At 44.4% G+C, this 17,623-nt stretch carries 12 protein-coding genes; 9 read left to right on the top strand and 3 right to left on the bottom strand.

Annotated features, from left to right (window positions below; genetic code table 11):
* Positions 1-166 precede the first annotated feature (166 nt).
* From AB4503_RS21980 to AB4503_RS21950, 7 genes are all read left to right on the top strand, one after another.
* Positions 167-691, top strand: a complete 525-nt coding sequence (locus tag AB4503_RS21980; protein ID WP_017062930.1) for a phosphatase PAP2 family protein — start codon at positions 167-169, stop codon at positions 689-691.
* A gap of 54 nt (positions 692-745) precedes the next feature.
* Positions 746-1,801, top strand: a complete 1,056-nt coding sequence (locus tag AB4503_RS21975) for an MJ1255/VC2487 family glycosyltransferase (protein ID WP_372115724.1) — start codon at positions 746-748, stop codon at positions 1,799-1,801.
* A gap of 346 nt (positions 1,802-2,147) precedes the next feature.
* A complete protein-coding gene (gene leuO / locus AB4503_RS21970; RefSeq protein WP_017062928.1) occupies positions 2,148-3,107 on the top strand; it encodes a transcriptional regulator LeuO in 960 nt (319 codons plus the stop codon).
* A 201-nt stretch (positions 3,108-3,308) separates the two neighbouring features.
* Positions 3,309-5,117: a long-chain fatty acid--CoA ligase gene (locus tag AB4503_RS21965; protein ID WP_136973936.1), complete on the top strand. Its 1,809-nt coding sequence runs from the start codon at positions 3,309-3,311 to the stop codon at positions 5,115-5,117.
* A gap of 460 nt (positions 5,118-5,577) precedes the next feature.
* The gene (locus AB4503_RS21960; RefSeq protein ID WP_017062926.1) at positions 5,578-7,335 is read left to right on the top strand and encodes an acetolactate synthase 3 large subunit; all 1,758 of its coding nucleotides are present in this window, start codon (positions 5,578-5,580) and stop codon (positions 7,333-7,335) included.
* Position 7,336: 1 nt separating this feature from the next.
* The gene (gene ilvN / locus AB4503_RS21955) at positions 7,337-7,831 is read left to right on the top strand and encodes an acetolactate synthase small subunit (RefSeq protein ID WP_008219984.1); all 495 of its coding nucleotides are present in this window, start codon (positions 7,337-7,339) and stop codon (positions 7,829-7,831) included.
* A 113-nt stretch (positions 7,832-7,944) separates the two neighbouring features.
* Positions 7,945-9,828, top strand: a complete 1,884-nt coding sequence (locus AB4503_RS21950) for a diguanylate cyclase (protein ID WP_372115723.1) — start codon at positions 7,945-7,947, stop codon at positions 9,826-9,828.
* Positions 9,829-10,409: 581 nt separating this feature from the next.
* Here the strand turns inward: AB4503_RS21950 and AB4503_RS21945 are convergent.
* Entirely contained in the window at positions 10,410-11,081 is a 672-nt protein-coding gene (locus tag AB4503_RS21945; protein ID WP_136979312.1) for a GntR family transcriptional regulator, read from the bottom strand.
* Between the two features lie 176 nt (positions 11,082-11,257).
* Positions 11,258-12,670, bottom strand: a complete 1,413-nt coding sequence (gene pykF / locus AB4503_RS21940) for a pyruvate kinase PykF (RefSeq protein ID WP_017061403.1) — start codon at positions 12,668-12,670, stop codon at positions 11,258-11,260.
* 429 nt (positions 12,671-13,099) lie between these two features.
* Between pykF and AB4503_RS21935 the strand changes: the two genes are divergently transcribed.
* Positions 13,100-13,870: a DeoR/GlpR family DNA-binding transcription regulator gene (locus AB4503_RS21935; protein ID WP_017061404.1), complete on the top strand. Its 771-nt coding sequence runs from the start codon at positions 13,100-13,102 to the stop codon at positions 13,868-13,870.
* A gap of 107 nt (positions 13,871-13,977) precedes the next feature.
* Complete coding sequence (gene glmS / locus AB4503_RS21930) at positions 13,978-15,810, top strand: glutamine--fructose-6-phosphate transaminase (isomerizing) (RefSeq protein WP_017061405.1); 1,833 nt, start codon at positions 13,978-13,980, stop codon at positions 15,808-15,810.
* A gap of 102 nt (positions 15,811-15,912) precedes the next feature.
* On the opposite strand, the gene AB4503_RS21925 is transcribed toward glmS, so the two are convergent.
* Entirely contained in the window at positions 15,913-17,181 is a 1,269-nt protein-coding gene (locus AB4503_RS21925; RefSeq protein WP_017061406.1) for an O-acetylhomoserine aminocarboxypropyltransferase/cysteine synthase family protein, read from the bottom strand.
* Positions 17,182-17,623: the final 442 nt, after the last annotated feature.

Below are 17,623 nucleotides of genomic sequence, written 5' to 3'. Positions count from 1 at the left end.
GTCGCTTTATTTTTATCGGTTGCATCTATCGCCATCCTGACTTGATCCATTGACCTGTCTATCAAGCATGGGAAATTTCATTTTAGTTCATTCAAAACGTCACTTAACTGTCATTTGTTGGGCATAACTTGAGCCTTAACTGAATAAGGATTGTTAAGGAGATCGTATGCGTACTATCGAACCTATTGTCCGCTGGGATGTGGCATTTTCTGTTTTCTGTTTAAACAACCGCTATGGCGGGCAACATGCAACGCTCAGTAAAGCGGTGTCTCATACTGGAGATGGACACCTTTATGTTTTGATTGCCTTGATTGCACTGCTGGTCGATAGCAACACCGGTCGAGACTTTCTTTTGGTGGGCTTAACCGCCTTCGCAATCGAACTGCCTATTTACTGGTTTGCTAAAAATACCCTCAAGCGCCGTCGACCAGCTGAATTCTCTTCACTACTTCACTCTCATATTGTGCCATCCGATAAATACAGTCTGCCTTCAGGGCATTCCGCTGCTGCTTTTGTTATGGCGACCCTAATCGGGCATTTCTATCCGAGCTTGTACCTCTTTAGCTTGGTGTGGGCAACTGCGATTGCAGGCTCTCGAATCCTGCTCGGTGTGCACTTTTTAACGGACGTACTGATTGGCGCAGCTTTGGGCATCGCTTGTACCAGCCTAGCTATCAGCTTCATCCTGTAATTATTTTGTTGGCAACCACTGCCGAGCTTAAGTGGTAAATTTAAAGGAACATGCATGAAAATTTTATATGGCGTACAAGGCACAGGAAATGGGCACATCGCTCGAGCGAGAGCAATGGCCGTCGCTTTTCGTCAGCAAAATATTGATGTCGATTTTCTGTTCTCTGGGCGAGATGAGAGCAAATACTTTTCGATGGAAGCGTTTGGCAACTATCAGACCCGCAGCGGCTTAACTTTTTACAGCGAGCAGGGGCAGGTTAAATACGGCAAAACATTCATGAAGAACAACATCTGGCGACTTCTCCGTGAGATTAACCAGATCGATCTTACGCCTTATGACTTAGTGATTAATGATTTTGAGCCTGTCACTGCATGGGCGGCTAAGAGACAAGGTGTGCCATGCATTGGGATAAGCCACCAGAATGCGTTTCGTTATGATGTACCCAAAGAAGGGGGCAACTGGATTGAACATTCAGTGATTCAACATTTCGCCCCAACCGAGCACTCTATTGGCTTGCACTGGTATCACTTTGAACAGCCGATTTTGCCGCCTATCGTTCACACGCTGGTTGGTGAGCAACAAACCAAAACAGCACAAGACTTTACGTTGGTCTATTTGCCATTTGAGGATCTTGAGTCGATCTCAGAGCTGCTGATGAAGTTCATTTCGCAAAACTTTGTCTGTTACCACCCGGATGTGATTGAGCATAGCCGAGTTGAAAATATTGAGTTCAAACCACTGAGTCATGCGGGCTTTCAATTCGACCTCAATCAGTGCTCTGGTGTGGTCGCAAATGGCGGCTTTGAATTGCCATCTGAAGCCCTAACTTTGGGGAAGAAATTGCTTCTCAAACCACTCGAAGGACAGTTCGAACAACAGAGCAATGTGGCGACGCTAGAGGCCCTTGGGTTAGCTCAAACCATGACCTTTTTAGATGCGGCTATCTTGCGCGCTTGGCTCAGTGAAAAACAGGCCGAAGTGGTCACCTATCCAGACGTGGCAAGTGCACTCGTTGAGTGGGTATTAGCAGGGAATTGGTCTAATCAAGATGATTTAAGAAAGCAACTTTGGGACAAGGTCGACTTTCCAAGTTATGCATCGCTCACCTAACTCATAAGTGCCATTTCTGAATTGACCGGCTGAACAATTCACGAGCTCAATAAATTGTAACAAATGTAACCAAACGATAGAACAGCTAAATAAGTCGAAATTAAACTCATAAGTGACGCATTTTATGTTTTTTTATAACTCTATAAATAATTGATTTTTAGATGTTGTTTAATCATTAAGGTAAAATAAAATTATTCTTTATCAATCTTGTTGGTAGCTCGAGATGTATTGGTTAATAGTAATGTCAATCCGAAAAACATCGGTCTGATAAATATAAGAATTAGTGGTTATCTATTCTCATACCATTACCAATTTAACGCTGTCGAACCGACAAGAGGCAACTTGAATGTTAGATAAGAAAGACGCAATGAGTGCTATTGCAAGCTACAGAATGGAAAGCACACTTCGTGGAGTCGACTTAAATCTTTTGACTGTATTTGATGCAGTTATGCAAGAGCAAAACATTACACGTGCAGCTCACAATCTGGGTATGTCTCAGCCTGCTGTAAGTAACGCTGTTGCTCGTCTAAAAGTGATGTTTAACGACGAACTATTCATGCGCCAAGGTCGTGGTATTCAACCGACTCAACGTGCACGTCAGTTGTTTGGTCCTATCCGCCAAGCGCTACAATTAGTACGCAACGAATTACCAAGTTCTGTGTTCTCTCCAGAGTCTTCTTCTCGCCTGTTCAAGCTTGCGATTTGCAGCCCTTGTGACATGCGTTTTGCACCTAAGATTATGTCGACTATCAACGAGCAAGCACCTAGCGTTAAACTGCACATGGATGCTGAATTCGATCGTCAACTTTCTGAGCGTATGCGCTACCAAGAAATCGACTTCGTGATCGATTACGCTCGCTTTGATGAGCAAGGTTTCTCAAGCACTGAAATCTTCCAAGATGAGTTGGTTGTTGTCGCTTCTGCTTCTCACCCACGCATTAACGGTGAAGTAACAGCGGCAGAGCTGCTTAACGAAAAGCACGCGAAATTGTCTCGCATTCACGGTCAACGTAGCTTCTCTGAGCAAGCTTACCGTGACCTAGACTGCATGCCTTTCTACGAAGGCACGAGCCTAAGCAACGTTCTTTACGTTGTAGGTCAGTCTGAACTAGTAACGATTGCTCCTCGTTGGATGGTAGAACATGCAGCAAACAAAGAGCAGCTTCAGATTCTAGATTTCCCATGTGATAATGCGGCAATTTCAGGCTTCCTAAGCTGGCACGAATCAAGTGAAAAGGACAAAGGACACATTTGGTTACGAGATCAGTTAATGATGATCTGTGGCGAAGTAGTGGCACTTAACTAGACACTAATCCCTATGTTTTATAAGCCCTAAGCTAGGAGTCTGGCTTGGGGCTTTTTTGTACCTGCTATTTTTGTTGATAGAAAACTTAGCGTGAGACGTACTATTACTTATAACTTTGAGCTTCATCAGTTGCCTTTTCCATGATCAGAGGTACACTTGTGCGCTCAAAAAAGCTTACAGGTGTAAGCCAAAGGTAAAGAGATGGCCAATTTAGATTTTCATATCGTAAAAAGACTTCGTGACCAAATTGCCCAAGGCGGCAACCGTACAGCTTTGAAGCACAAAGTAGACAATGTATGGCAAGGTATTAGCTGGGAGCAGTTTGGACAACAAATCGATACGCTTTCATTAGCACTATTGGCTCAGGGACTGAGAGTTCAAGATAAGATCGGTATCTATTCAAATAATATGCCTCAATGGACCGTGGCAGATTTTGCATCTTTACAAGCTCGTCTTGTGACTGTGCCGATTTATCCAACGAATACAGCAGCACAGTCGTCTTACATCATCCAAAATGCGGATGTGAAGATCTTATTCGTTGGTGAGCAAGTTCAATTTGACGCGGCGGTGAGCCTATTCGAAGAGTGTGAACAGCTAGAAGTGGTTGTCGCGATGTCTGATGATATCGATCTTCAAGGCCATAGCTTTGCGGTATCTTGGGCTGATTTCATGGCGCGCGGCGTTGAAGCACAACAAGCTGAACTTGACGTGCGTCTTGCTGATGCAAGCATGGACGACCTGCTGACTCTTATCTATACCTCTGGTACCACAGGTCAGCCAAAAGGCGTAATGCTTGATTACACCAACATTGGCTACCAGTTAGAAGGCCACGATGAGCGCCTTAGCCTGAGCAAAGACGATGTCTCATTGTGTTTCCTACCGTTATCACACGTATTTGAGCGTGCTTGGACGTTCTACGTTCTTTATAAAGGCGCAACCAACTGCTACCTGCAAGATACGATGCAAGTGCGTGATGCGCTAAGTGATGTGAAACCTACTGTAATGTGTGCGGTTCCACGCTTCTACGAGAAGATCTTCTCTGCGATTCACGAGAAGGTATCTAAAGCACCATTTATTCGTAAAGTGCTATTTACTTGGGCGGTGAACATGGGAGCAAAGCTTTCAGTTTGTCACCAAGAAGGTCGTACTCCATCGTTGATGCTGAAGAAGAGCCATGCGCTAGCTGATAAGCTTGTGCTATCTAAACTGCGCGCTCTACTCGGCGGTAACATCAACTTCATGCCATGTGGTGGCGCGAAGCTTGATGAGACGATTGGTCGTTTCTTCCATGCTATCGGCATCAACGTAAAACTTGGCTACGGCATGACAGAAACCACGGCAACAGTATCTTGTTGGGATGATCGCTGTTTTAACCCTGATTCGATTGGTATGTCGATGCCGGGCGCAGAAGTAAAAATTGGTGCTAAGGACGAGATTCTTGTTCGCGGTCCAATGGTGATGCGTGGCTACTACAAGATGCCAGAAGAGACAGCTAAGACATTCGATGAGCACGGTTTCTTGAAAACCGGTGATGCGGGTCATTTTGATGAAAATGGTAACCTGTTCATTACTGATCGTATCAAAGAGCTGATGAAAACTTCTGGTGGTAAGTATATTGCCCCGCAAGTGGTTGAAGGTGCGATTGGTAAAGATCACTTTATCGAACAGATTGCTGTTATCGCTGATACGCGCAAATTCGTTTCTGCGCTGATTGTTCCTTGTTATGACTCGCTAGAAGAGTACGCCAAAGAGCTTAATATCAAGTATCACGATCGCGTTGAGCTGGTTAAGCATCACCAAATCGTCGAGATGCTAGAAAAGCGTGTGAATGACCTACAGCAAGAACTGGCTAAGTTTGAGCAAGTAAAGAAATTCAAACTGCTACCAAAAGCATTCTCTATGGATGATGGTGAACTGACACCAACTCAAAAATTGCGTCGTAAAGTTATCAACGATAAGTATCAAGACGAAATCGAAGAAATGTACAACGAAAAGCCTAAAGATAAGTAGTTTTCTGCTTAGATAAATTTTCAGTTGTTTAAAAATCCCCCTACGAATGTGATTGCATTTTTAGGGGGATTTTTTGTATCTAATGACACAGCACAATGTGCGAAAGCGCACACCAGCAAGCTCGCGGTTTATCGATAAATAGCGATCTATTAAAATATTAAGTGCTTTTTTTTGTTCGCTAACTAGTGTTTAAACCTAGCGTGGAGGGCTGAGTTGGGTTTTATTTAATGCTTTGAGCTAATAGTTGGTTTTTTGGCATAGTTGCCGAATAACAGGTGTTAGACCAGATGATAATAAAGCGTTAAAGTTGTTTCGTATTACTGTTTGTTGTTATCACGACAGACAGCCATAGCCGAAAAAGTGGAAGTATTTCGAATTAGGCTACGAATAAGCCCTAGACTATGAAAAACCAGCCCAACATGTTCACCAAATATGATTGGAAACTGGTGAGGAGAGCAATATGACAACAAAACCTGAAACAGCCATGTCATCCGGCGCTGAAATGTTATCCGGCGCTGAGATGGTGGTGCAGTCTCTAATTGAAGAGGGTGTAGAACAAATCTTTGGTTACCCAGGTGGTTCTGTACTTGATATCTACGATGCGCTGCATGCTAAAACTGCTGAAATTAAACACGTATTAGTACGACATGAACAAGCCGCTACCCACATGGCTGATGGCTATACTCGTTCTACCGGCAAACCGGGCGTAGTACTTGTGTGTTCTGGTCCAGGTGCGACCAATACCGTTACTGGCATTGCAACAGCCTACATGGACTCAATCCCAATGATTGTTATTTCTGGTAACGTACCAAATAACCTCATTGGTAATGACGCCTTCCAAGAGTGTGACATCGTGGGTGTATCACGCCCGATCGTTAAACACAGCTTCTTAGTTAAGAAAGCGGAAGATATCCCTGAAGTCGTTAAAAAAGCATTCTATATTTCAACGACAGGGCGTCCCGGTCCTGTGGTTATTGATCTGCCGAAAGATATCTTAAACCCACAAATCAAGCTTCCTTATGAATACCCAGAAACGCTCAAAATGCGTTCGTATAACCCAACGGTTACGGGTCATAAAGGTCAGATCAAAAAGGCGCTAAAAGCCCTTCTTGAAGCGAAGAAGCCGGTACTTTATGTCGGTGGTGGTGCGGTTATTTCTGAGGCAGATAAGCCGCTGTTAAAATTAGCAGAGGCACTGAATTTACCTGTGGTAAGCACCCTAATGGGGCTTGGCGCTTTCCCTGGCACCCATAAAAACTCTTTGGGTATGTTAGGCATGCATGGTTTATATGAAGCCAATATGGCGATGCACAATGCGGATTTGATCTTTGGTATTGGCGTACGTTTCGATGATCGAACGACTAATAACCTAGATAAGTACTGCCCTGATGCGAAGATCATGCACATTGATATCGACCCATCTTCGATCTCTAAGAACGTAAAAGTGGATCTACCGATTGTAGGTTCTGCTGAAAAGGTTCTAGAGAGCATGGTGAACTTGCTCGTTGAGCAAGGCGGCACTAACGATGCAGAAGCGATTGAAAGCTGGTGGAGTGAAATCAAGCAGTGGCAAGAGCGTGACTGCCTAGCTTACGAGAAATCGTCTGAGCGCATCAAACCACAGCAAGTAATTGAAACACTGCATAAAGTAACCAATGGCGATGCCTATGTTGCTTCTGACGTAGGTCAACACCAAATGTTTGCTGCTTTATACTACCCGTTTAACAAGCCACGTCGTTGGATTAACTCTGGTGGTCTAGGCACGATGGGCTTTGGCCTGCCTGCTGGTATGGGCGTTAAGTTTGCTAAGCCAGATGAAGAGGTGGTTGTGGTAACCGGTGACGGCAGCATTCAAATGAATATCCAAGAGCTGTCGACTGCGCTGCAATACAATATCCCGGTTAAGATTATTAATCTTAATAACCGTTTCCTAGGCATGGTAAAACAGTGGCAAGACATTGTTTATCAAGGCCGTTACTCTAACTCATATATGGACTCTGTTCCTGATTTTGCTGCTATTGCTGAGGCTTATGGCCACGTTGGTATGCGTATTTCATCTCCGGATGAACTGGAATCAGGTTTGGAAAAAGCACTAGCGATGAAAGACCGTTTGGTATTTGTCGATATTAGTGTGGATGACACTGAGCACGTATACCCAATGCAAATCAAAGGCGAGGGTATGGATAACATGTGGCTAAGCAAAACGGAGAGAACATAATATGAGACACATTATTTCACTACTAATGGAAAACCAACCTGGTGCGCTTTCTCGTGTAGTTGGCTTGTTTTCTCAGCGTGGCTACAACATCGAGTCTTTGAACGTATCGCCAACCGATGATCCGACGCTGTCTCGTCTTAATGTAACCACTAACTCGAGCGAAATGCAGCTTGAGCAGATCCAGAAACAGCTGCATAAGCTAATCGACGTACTAAAAGTGCAAGAAGTGTCTGAACTTGAACACATTGAACGTGAGCTGTTGATGGTAAAAGTACGTGCGAGCGGCTTTGCTCGTGCGGAAGTGAAGCGCACAGCGGATATCTTCCGTGGTCAGATCGTTGATGTTACGGCTTCTCAATATACGGTTCAAATGGCGGGTACTAGCGAGAAACTGGATGCCTTCATTCAGGCGCTGTCTGAAGTGACGGAAGTGCTTGAAGTAGCTCGAAGTGGTGTTGTTGGTATCGCACGAGGCGAACGTGCGTTGAAAGCCTAGACGATAAGTCTTTAAAAAATAACTTTAAAGCCGCTTTTTTAAGCGGCTTTTATTTTGTTAATTTTTTAGAGTGCTATAATCCCGCGCTGCACTTCCATTCATCTGAGTTAGCAATGCGAAATAAAAAATCAATAATTACATTGCTGATTATCTCTATCATATTGTCTTCTGCAGTATGTCTGTATTATTTGCAGCGCTACAAAGAAGTAAAACAGCAGAGCTTTGACTACTCAGCTAAGCAAGCCGTTTATCAGTTAGTGTATGCCAAGCGAGATTATGATCTTCTCAAGACTCAGTTAGTCTCGGTCATGGAGCTACTCAGTCATAGCCAGAGCTTGGTTAACTTTGCTTCCTCTCCCTCAGACCAAACCAAACATCTACTTGAAGAGGTCTGGCAATCTGTTCTCGTGAACCAGAAGTGGTATACACAAATCCATCTGTTAGATGTCACTGGCAAAGAATTGGTGCGTGTTAACTACTCCTCTGATACCGGTAGAGTGACGTTTCCTCAACAGCTGCAAGATAGGTCGGATTCTAACTACTTCCAATACGCTCAAAAACTAGAAGCCGAACAGATTGGCGGTTGGGGTATTGAGCTTGAAACTGAGCATGGTGAAGTCACCTTCCCTTATTCGCCGGTAATCCGTGTCTTTACCCCAGTAGAAACCCCTGACGAAAGAGTAGGCTACCTCGTCATCAATCTTGATGTATGGGGCTTATCGTCGCGTCTGAGCTTTTCACCAGATAACGATCTTAGAGCAGAAGTTCTCAATGACGCGGGTTACTTCATCGCGAGTAACAACAGCGGTAAGTTGTTCGGAGACTCTATTCCTGAAAGAAAAGGCTATAACCTGAAAAATATCGCGCCGAAGACGTGGGATGCGATCTCCAATGATCAGGTGGGATACGTTTTTGAAGATGGTAATTTGTTTGCCTTTAACACGGTTATGCTCGCGAACAGTCAAAAGGTCCATTTACTGATTCAACTTAATCAAAAGCAACTGATGGATCGGGCTGAGCGTGATCTAGATGATTTGGCCCATGAAGAGATCATTGTTCTGATTACGGTGCTGATATTCGCTTTCCCGTTTGCTTACCTGGTGACGCACTGCCGACGCCGAAGCCTAGAGAGTAAATTGGCACGAGCCGCATTGAATGGTATGTCGGCAGTGATGATCTCTGACAAGCAGCACCGCACAATGATGATCAACAACGAATTTGAGAACATGACTGGGTACTGCAAAAAACAGGTGATCGGTCAAAATGCATTGCAGTTGCTGCTTGAGAATACCGACCAAGTGCTCTCAAGCTCGGCTATTTGGAGTCATTTAGAGCAAGAAGAAGTATGGGAAGGGGAGGTTCAGTGTAAGAACAAGCTGCGTATTCCTTTTACTGCGATCATGCGAGTGCATGCGGTCAAAAACAATTCAGGCAAAGTCAGTTACTACATCACCTCGTTGGTTGATATTTCCGTAAGGAAGGAGCTTGAGGTGCGTTTGAGGATCTTAAGTGAACGTGACTCTTTGAGTAACCTCTGGAACAGACGAAAGTTCGAAGAGCAGTTGGCCTACTATTCTCGCTTGGTTGAGCGTTACCCGAACGAAGCGACCACTTGCTTAGCCTTAGTCGACATCGATAACTTCAAGCGAATCAATGATGAACTTGGCCACGACGAAGGTGACCGTGTGATTGCTGGTGTTGCTAAGCTTCTGCAAGACAGTCTTCGTGGGACGGATTTTGTTGCACGTGTCGGAGGGGAAGAGTTTGCACTCTTGATGCCACACACCTCACTGCCAGAAGCAAAGCGCGTATTGGATCGCTTACGAATCGAGATTGAGCTAGCGGCCGGAACTAAGGTAACAGTGAGTGTTGGCTTTACAGATTTAACCAGTAACAGCACTCGCTCATACAAGTGTGCGGATGTTGCGCTTTACGAATCTAAATCGTCTGGCCGTAATACGGTCTCTATGTGTCCTAGCTATGATGATGTCGCTTAGGCTCGCTTCTATCTAGTCCTGTCTTCTATTTGCTTCACCTCTTCAAGCTGGCCCCGACTCACTTTATCTCTCCCCCTTTTTATAGGAATCTCACTTTTGAGCGACCTATGTCACAAAATCTATACAGTTAGACTAAAGTCTAATGCTGGTGGAAATTTGAGCTAAAATGAACAATAAGTAAACTACCTTGCTTCAGATTACATCGTGCTTAACGGTGTAATAATTAGAGTGTTTACCAGATGTAAAAGGATGACACCGTTAACTTAATTCAACTGATTAGCTAGCCTTTTCAATGGTTTGAAAGGCAGCAGTAGAATTAGGTTAGCTGGAGCAAGAGTTTGGGGATCATACAGTCTGGTTAAAAGAGGCGTGGTATGTTTGTCGATTTTTTAGTTAGGTTAACCATAGGCACATTAGCCATTCTTGGCTTTCAACTTAGTGCATTGTATTTTTTACCTATGGTTGTGCTGCTCAATACTCATCACAAAGAGTTTTTTGGGTGGTAGTTCAGTCGTGGTACTGGAAACAAAAAAACGGAGCCGCTGGGCTCCGTTTTTATTTGGTTAGAATCTATCTTGGCATCATGCCGCTTCGATAACTTCTTCAATTCGTTTCATTGAACCTAGTAAGTGTTGATCAAGCAGTTCTGTTGCTTGTTCTACATTCTTAGAGAGTACTAGTTTCATGATCATTTCGTGCTCATCAATATTGAACAGATCATCAGATGCGCTTTCTGCAGACATAGCGAGGAAGCGGTAACGTTTCACTTGGTTAATTAGGTCATCAAAGAACTTAAACATGTTCTCTGAATCTGCACCTTCAAGCAGTGCGACATGGAATTGCTGGTGGCGCTCTTCCCATTCTACACAGTCAAACTCTTCAGATACGTACTGTACTCGCGATAGTTTATGGTAAGACGTTAGTACATCCAGTTCCCAGCTCTCATCACCTGCTGCAATCGCTTTTTTAAGCAGAACCGATGATACAACACGAAGGCTTTCGTATAGGTCATTCAGTTCTTTCTTTGATACAGGAGATACCCAGCAGCCTTTTTGTGGCTCTAGCTTTACGTATTTGCTCCAAGATAACTGTACCAAGGCTTCGCGAATAGGGGATGCGCCAACGTTGTAGCGTGCTTTTAGATCAGCAACAACAAGCTTTTGGCCTGGGGTTAACTCACCATTAAGAATATCTTGGCGAATCATCTTTGATACTTTTTCAGTGAGCGTAGGACTAGACATTACAAACCTCATCTATATATGATTTCTAGTCTGCTAATCCGTCTCTTAGAAAGAGTCAATTGGAGGTTAACAGTACGTAGTTCTATTGCGATTGATAATACAGCGTACTGAAAAGTTAGGCAAGATTTTGTTTCATAAAAAAAGAGGGCCGAAGCCCTCTTTTATATTTTATGCGAATCGGTTCATTCTTATAGAACGTGAACAGATGCCGTGTTTGTAGTACCAGAAGCTACTAGAGCACCAGAAACCATAACTACGATGTCGCCTTTGTTACCTAGGCCAGATTGTAGAGCGATTTCTTTACCGTTGATGTAGAACGCGTCTGTGTTCTCGATAGAGTCAACAAGAACTGGCTTAACACCTTTAGTAAGAACTAGCTGTGCAGCTGTCTTTTCGTTAGTTGTTAGAGCTAGGATGTTTGCAGTTGGGAAGTACTTACGTACTGAACGTGCAGATTTACCGCCTTCAGTTGCAACAACGATTAGAGGAGCAGCTAGCTTCTCTGCTGTGTCTACAGCGCCTTTACATACTGCTTCAGTGATGCGTAGACGTGGGCTGTCTAGACGAGAACCTAGCTCAGCTTTAAGAGCTGAATCAGTACGGTTCGCGATTTGAGCCATGATAGTAACAGCTTCAACTGGGTACTTACCTTTAGCAGTTTCACCAGAAAGCATTACTGCATCAGTACCATCCATGATTGCGTTCGCAACGTCACCCGCTTCAGCACGAGTTGGACGTGGGTTGCTGATCATAGAGTCAAGCATTTGAGTTGCAGTGATAACCATCTTACGTGCACGGTTACACTTCTCGATCATCATCTTCTGAGCGAAGATTACTTCTTCAGCTGGGATTTCAACACCTAGGTCACCACGAGCAACCATGATGCCGTCAGAAGCTTCAAGGATTGAATCGAAGTTATCTACACCTTCTTGGTTTTCAATCTTAGAAATGATGTGGATGTTCTCGCCGCCGTTAGCGTTTAGAAGCTCACGGATTTCTTTAACGTCTTCTTCTTTACGGATGAAAGAAGCAGCAACGAAATCTACGCCTTGCTCACAACCAAACTTAAGGTCAGCTTTGTCTTTCTCAGAAAGAGCAGGAAGTTGAACAGAAACGCCAGGAAGGTTAACACCTTTGTTTTCGCCTAGAGCACCGTTGTTAAGAACTTTACACTTAACTTCAGTTTCTGTTGTTGCGATAACTTCCATTTCGATTAGGCCGTCATCAACAAGGATAGTGTTACCTGCTGTTAGATCTTTAGCGAAACCTAGGTAAGTTACTGCTACTACGTCTTTGTTACCAACAACTGTTGCGTCAGTTGTGAAAGTGAACTCTTGACCAGCTACTAGATCTACGTCGTTACCATCTTCAAGTTTGATAGTACGGATTTCTGGACCTTTAGTATCTAGAAGGATAGCAAGTTGCTCACCTTTGTTTTCCATTACTTTACGGAAGTTCGCGATACGAGTGCCGTGCTCTGCGAAATCACCGTGAGAGAAGTTAAGACGCATAACGTTCATGCCAGCATCTACTAGTTCAGTTAGCTTCTCTACAGATTCAGTTTTAGGGCCAATCGTACATACGATTTTGGTCTTTTTCATGGAAGGTACTCTCCGGTAAGTATTGTTACAATTTGAAATTTATTTAAGTTCTGAAGATTGGTCCGCTACATCAACATTTTGTGCCTGTTGTGTAAAAGCGCGGGACTTCCAATATGTCCTTCAGAGTTGTAAGTCTTTCATCAATTTTAGTCATTTTATGACTAAAAGATTTTGATTCAATATCGGTTTTCTGTGACTTACCCCACTATATAGGGGGTAAGTTGCAAAAAAATAACAGTCAGTTTTGTAATTTTTTTTCTTTTCGGGTGCGGATTCTACCACCTAATGAGTTCAATATCACTGCTTAACAATTGTCTTAGGACAAGGTTTTATCGCTATTTATTAATTTTTTGGTTCAAAATAAATGGACTAAATAGTTTCGTTGTAACTATAATATGTTTCATATCGAAACTTAATGGCCTTTTTTAAATGTCGAAACGAAACACCCAGCTCAGAAGACATGCAATTTCTAACCTAGTGAATGAAAAAGGGGAGGTTAGTGTTGATGAATTATCCGCTAAGTTCGAAACCTCAGAAGTCACTATTAGAAAGGACTTGGCGTCTTTAGAGAAAAACGGTCAGCTTTTACGCCGTTATGGTGGTGCGATTTCGTTACCGAAAGAGGTTGTCAACGAAGAACTGGGTCAACAAGTTTCGACTCGAAAGATTTCATTGGCAAAAGCCGCTGCAGATTTAATTCGCGACCATAACCGCATCGTGATCGATAGTGGCAGTACGACCGGTGCTCTAATTCAGCAGCTTAATGCTAAGCGTGGCTTGGTTGTTATGACCAACTCATTGCACGTTGCTAATGCGCTTAATGAGCTTGAAAGCGAGCCGACGTTATTAATGACTGGCGGCACTTGGGATACCCATTCGGACTCTTTCCAAGGCAAAGTTGCAGAGTCGGTACTTCGTGCTTACGATTTTGACCAACTATTTATTGGGGCTGATGGTATCGACCTCGATAGAGGCACAACCACGTTTAACGAACTGGTTGGCCTGAGCAAAGTAATGGCTGAAGTGTCACGAGAAGTGATCGTGATGGTTGAGTCGGAAAAGGTGGGACGAAAGATCCCTAACTTAGAGCTGGCATGGGAACACATTGACATCTTAATTACCGATACAGACTTAGGCGAAGAATCCAAAGCAAGTATCGAATCACATGATGTTCGAGTGATCCTGACCGATCCAGCGTAAAAACAAATTTAAGTATTATGCATTTACCTTCCTATAATTGATCTTAATGAAGATTTGGCCTTTGCTTGCTGCCAATAGGAATAAAACAAAATTGATGGAGTGAAACTATGTGTGGAATTGTTGGTGCAGTAGCACAGCGTGATGTAGCTGAAATTTTAGTAGAAGGCCTTCGTCGTCTAGAATACCGTGGCTACGATTCAGCTGGTGTCGCTGTAGTCGATACTGAATCTAACCTAACTCGTGTACGCCGCCTAGGTAAAGTACAAGAGCTAGCTGACGCAGTAGAAGAGCAACAAGTGATTGGTGGTACAGGTATCGCTCATACACGTTGGGCGACACACGGTGAGCCGTCTGAAGCGAACGCACACCCACACATGTCTGGTGATATTGCCGTTGTACACAATGGCATTATCGAAAACCACGAAGCACTGCGCGCTATGCTGCAAGAGCGTGGTTACGTATTTACTTCACAAACGGATACAGAAGTTATTGCTCACTTAGTTGAGTGGGAACTTCGCACTTCAGCTTCTTTGGTTGAAGCGCTACAGAAAACAGCAAAACAATTAGACGGTGCGTACGGCACGGTTGCGGTTGATCGTAAAGATCCTAGCCGTATCGTTGTAGCTCGTTCTGGTAGCCCGATCGTTATCGGTTTTGGTGTCGGCGAGAACTTCCTTGCTTCTGATCAACTGGCGCTACTGAGCGTAACTCGTCGCTTCATGTATCTAGAAGAAGGTGATGTTGCTGAGGTAACTCGTCGTGATGTTACGGTATTTGATGTAGCGGGTGAGCGTGTTGAGCGTGAAATCGTTGAGTCAAACGCTGAACACGACGCAGGCGACAAAGGTCAATACCGCCACTTCATGCAGAAAGAGATCTTCGAGCAGCCAACAGCGCTGATCAATACAATGGAAGGCCGTATCTCTGACACTTCGGTTATCACTAACGCGATCGGCGTTAAAGCTGAAGAGATCCTAAGCAAGGTTGAACACGTGCAGATCATCGCATGTGGTACGTCTTACAACTCAGGCATGGCAGCGCGTTACTGGTTTGAATCTCTAGCTGGCGTAAGCTGTGACGTAGAGATTGCTTCTGAATTCCGTTACCGTGATTTCGTTGTTCGTCCGAACAGCCTATTGGTGACTCTGTCTCAATCTGGTGAAACGGCGGATACGCTTGCTGCACTTCGTCTTGCAAAAGAGAAGGGTTATATGTCTGCAATGACTATCTGTAACGTTGCGGGTTCTTCACTGGTTCGTGAATCTGATTTTGCCTTCATGACTCGCGCAGGAACAGAGATCGGTGTTGCTTCTACTAAAGCTTTCACAACTCAACTAGCAGCGATGCTGATGATGGTAACGTCAATTGGTCGTCTACAAGGTCGTATCAATGAAGAAAAAGAAGCGGAAATCGTTCAAGCACTTCACCAACTGCCTGCTGATATCGAGAAAGCATTAGCGTTCGATAAAGAAATTGAAGCACTGGCACCTGATTTTGCTGATAAGCATCACACACTGTTCTTGGGTCGTGGTGAGTTCTACCCAATCGCGATGGAAGCGTCTCTTAAACTGAAAGAGATCTCTTACATCCACGCAGAAGCATACGCAGCTGGTGAGCTTAAGCACGGTCCTTTGGCTCTTATCGATGCAGATATGCCTGTAGTCGTTATTGCACCAAGCAACGACTTGCTAGAGAAGCTGAAATCGAACGTTGAAGAAGTGCGTGCTCGTGGCGGTCTACTTTACGTATTCGCTGATGAAGATGCGGGCTTTGAAAGCGATGAGAACATGAAGATCATCAAGATGCCTCACGTAAGTGAAGTAACAGCGCCTATCTACTACACAGTACCGATGCAGCTGCTGTCTTACCATGTCGCACTAATCAAAGGTACCGACGTTGACCAACCTCGTAACCTAGCGAAAGCGGTAACAGTTGAGTAATCGACAGCTTACCTAAGATATAGATAATAAGAAGCCCATCCTGTGATGGGCTTTTTTATGTCTGTTAGTTAACGATCAGTGTTAGAGCTAGCTGTAGCGTCATTAAGCGCTCAGTGCTTGCTCTAGGTCAGCCAAGATATCGTCAATGTGCTCGATACCTACTGATAGGCGAATCATCTCCGGTGATACACCGGCTTGTTTCTGTTCAGCTTCGCTTAGTTGACGGTGTGTCGTCGAAGCTGGGTGACAAGCGAGAGATTTCGCATCGCCAATGTTAACTAAGCGCTTGAAGATTTGCAGTGCATCATAGAAGCGAACACCGGCTTCATAACCGTCTTTTAAACCAAAAGATAGAATGGCCGATGGCTTACCTTGCATGTACTTTTCAGCGAGTGGATAGAATTCTGAATCAGGCAGGCCAGCGTAACTTACCCAACTGACTTTCTCGTGTTGCTTGAGGTATTCCGCTACTTTCAAGGCATTCTCTGTGTGTCGCTCCATGCGTAGCGACAACGTCTCCAAACCTTGCATCAACATGAAAGCATTCATTGGTGACAGTGCTGCACCTGTATTACGTAGGGGAACCGTTCTAGCACGACCAATAAACGCAGCCTCACCAAAGGCCTCGGTATAAACCACGCCATGATAAGAAGGCTCTGGCTGATTAAACACAGGGAAGCGGTCCTTGTGCTGTGCCCATGGGAATTTACCTGAGTCGACAATCACGCCACCTAACGTTGTACCGTGACCACCCACGTATTTAGTTAGTGAGTGCACCACGATGTCAGCACCAAAATCGATAGGTTTACACAGTACAGGCGTCGCCACCGTGTTATCAACAATCACAGGTACACCTTGTGCGTGAGCAAGTTCAGCAACACGCTCTAAGTCGATAATATTACCTGCTGGGTTACCGATACTTTCGCAGTAAACCGCCTTGGTTTTTTCGTCAATCAGTGCCGCTAAGCTTTCTGGTTTATCGTCTTTAGCAAAACGAACTTCGATCCCTTGGTTTGGCAGCATATGAGCAAATAGGGTGTAAGTACCACCGTAAAGCTGAGGTGTTGAAACAATGTTGTCACCGATTTGCGCCAACGTCTGAATCGCATAGTTGATCGCAGCACTGCCCGCACTTACCACTAAGCCTGCGATACCTCCTTCTAAGGCGGCCATGCGTTTTTCTAACACATCATTGGTTGGGTTCATTATGCGAGTGTAGATATTGCCTGGCACCGCAAGGTTGAAGAGGTCGGCGCCGTGTTGTGCGTCATCGAATTCGTACGCGACGGTTTGGTAGATTGGAGTGGCAACCGATTTGGTTGTTGGATCAGTGTCGTAACCGAAGTGAATCGAGAGTGTTTCGTCTTTCATGAGTCTTCCCTGAACTATTGAGCGATTTATGTACTCTCATATTGCCGATTTTTTTATAAAAGAAAAGTATGTTTAGTCACAGAGAGGCAATTGGAATTGTGTGCGGGATGATTCGTTATTGGTTAGGAAATGCAGGGCGTAAGTTGTACAGATTTAGAAAAGCAAAAAGCCAGAGCAGCATGAACTGTTCTGGCTTTTCTAATTTGGTGGCCCCTCCCAGATTTGAACTGGGGACCGAACGATTATGAGCCAAGCTTCAGCCCTGTAACCAACATAGTAACCCTGCCCCGAATCACTCTGAAATCCACCAGCAAAATCACATCACCTGATTATCAGCATGAATTCTCTGACGTCGACGACGGGGTTGATGAGGATGATGGGGGGAATTTAGTACGACGACGCCGACGAGGTTATGGGGGTAAAGTTGGGGGGAAAGACAGGA

Source organism: Vibrio sp. 10N.222.55.B11, assembly GCF_041473705.1.
GTDB classification, from domain to species: Bacteria; Pseudomonadota; Gammaproteobacteria; order Enterobacterales; family Vibrionaceae; genus Vibrio; species Vibrio crassostreae_C.
This window is presented reverse-complemented; position numbering and strand designations above follow the sequence as displayed.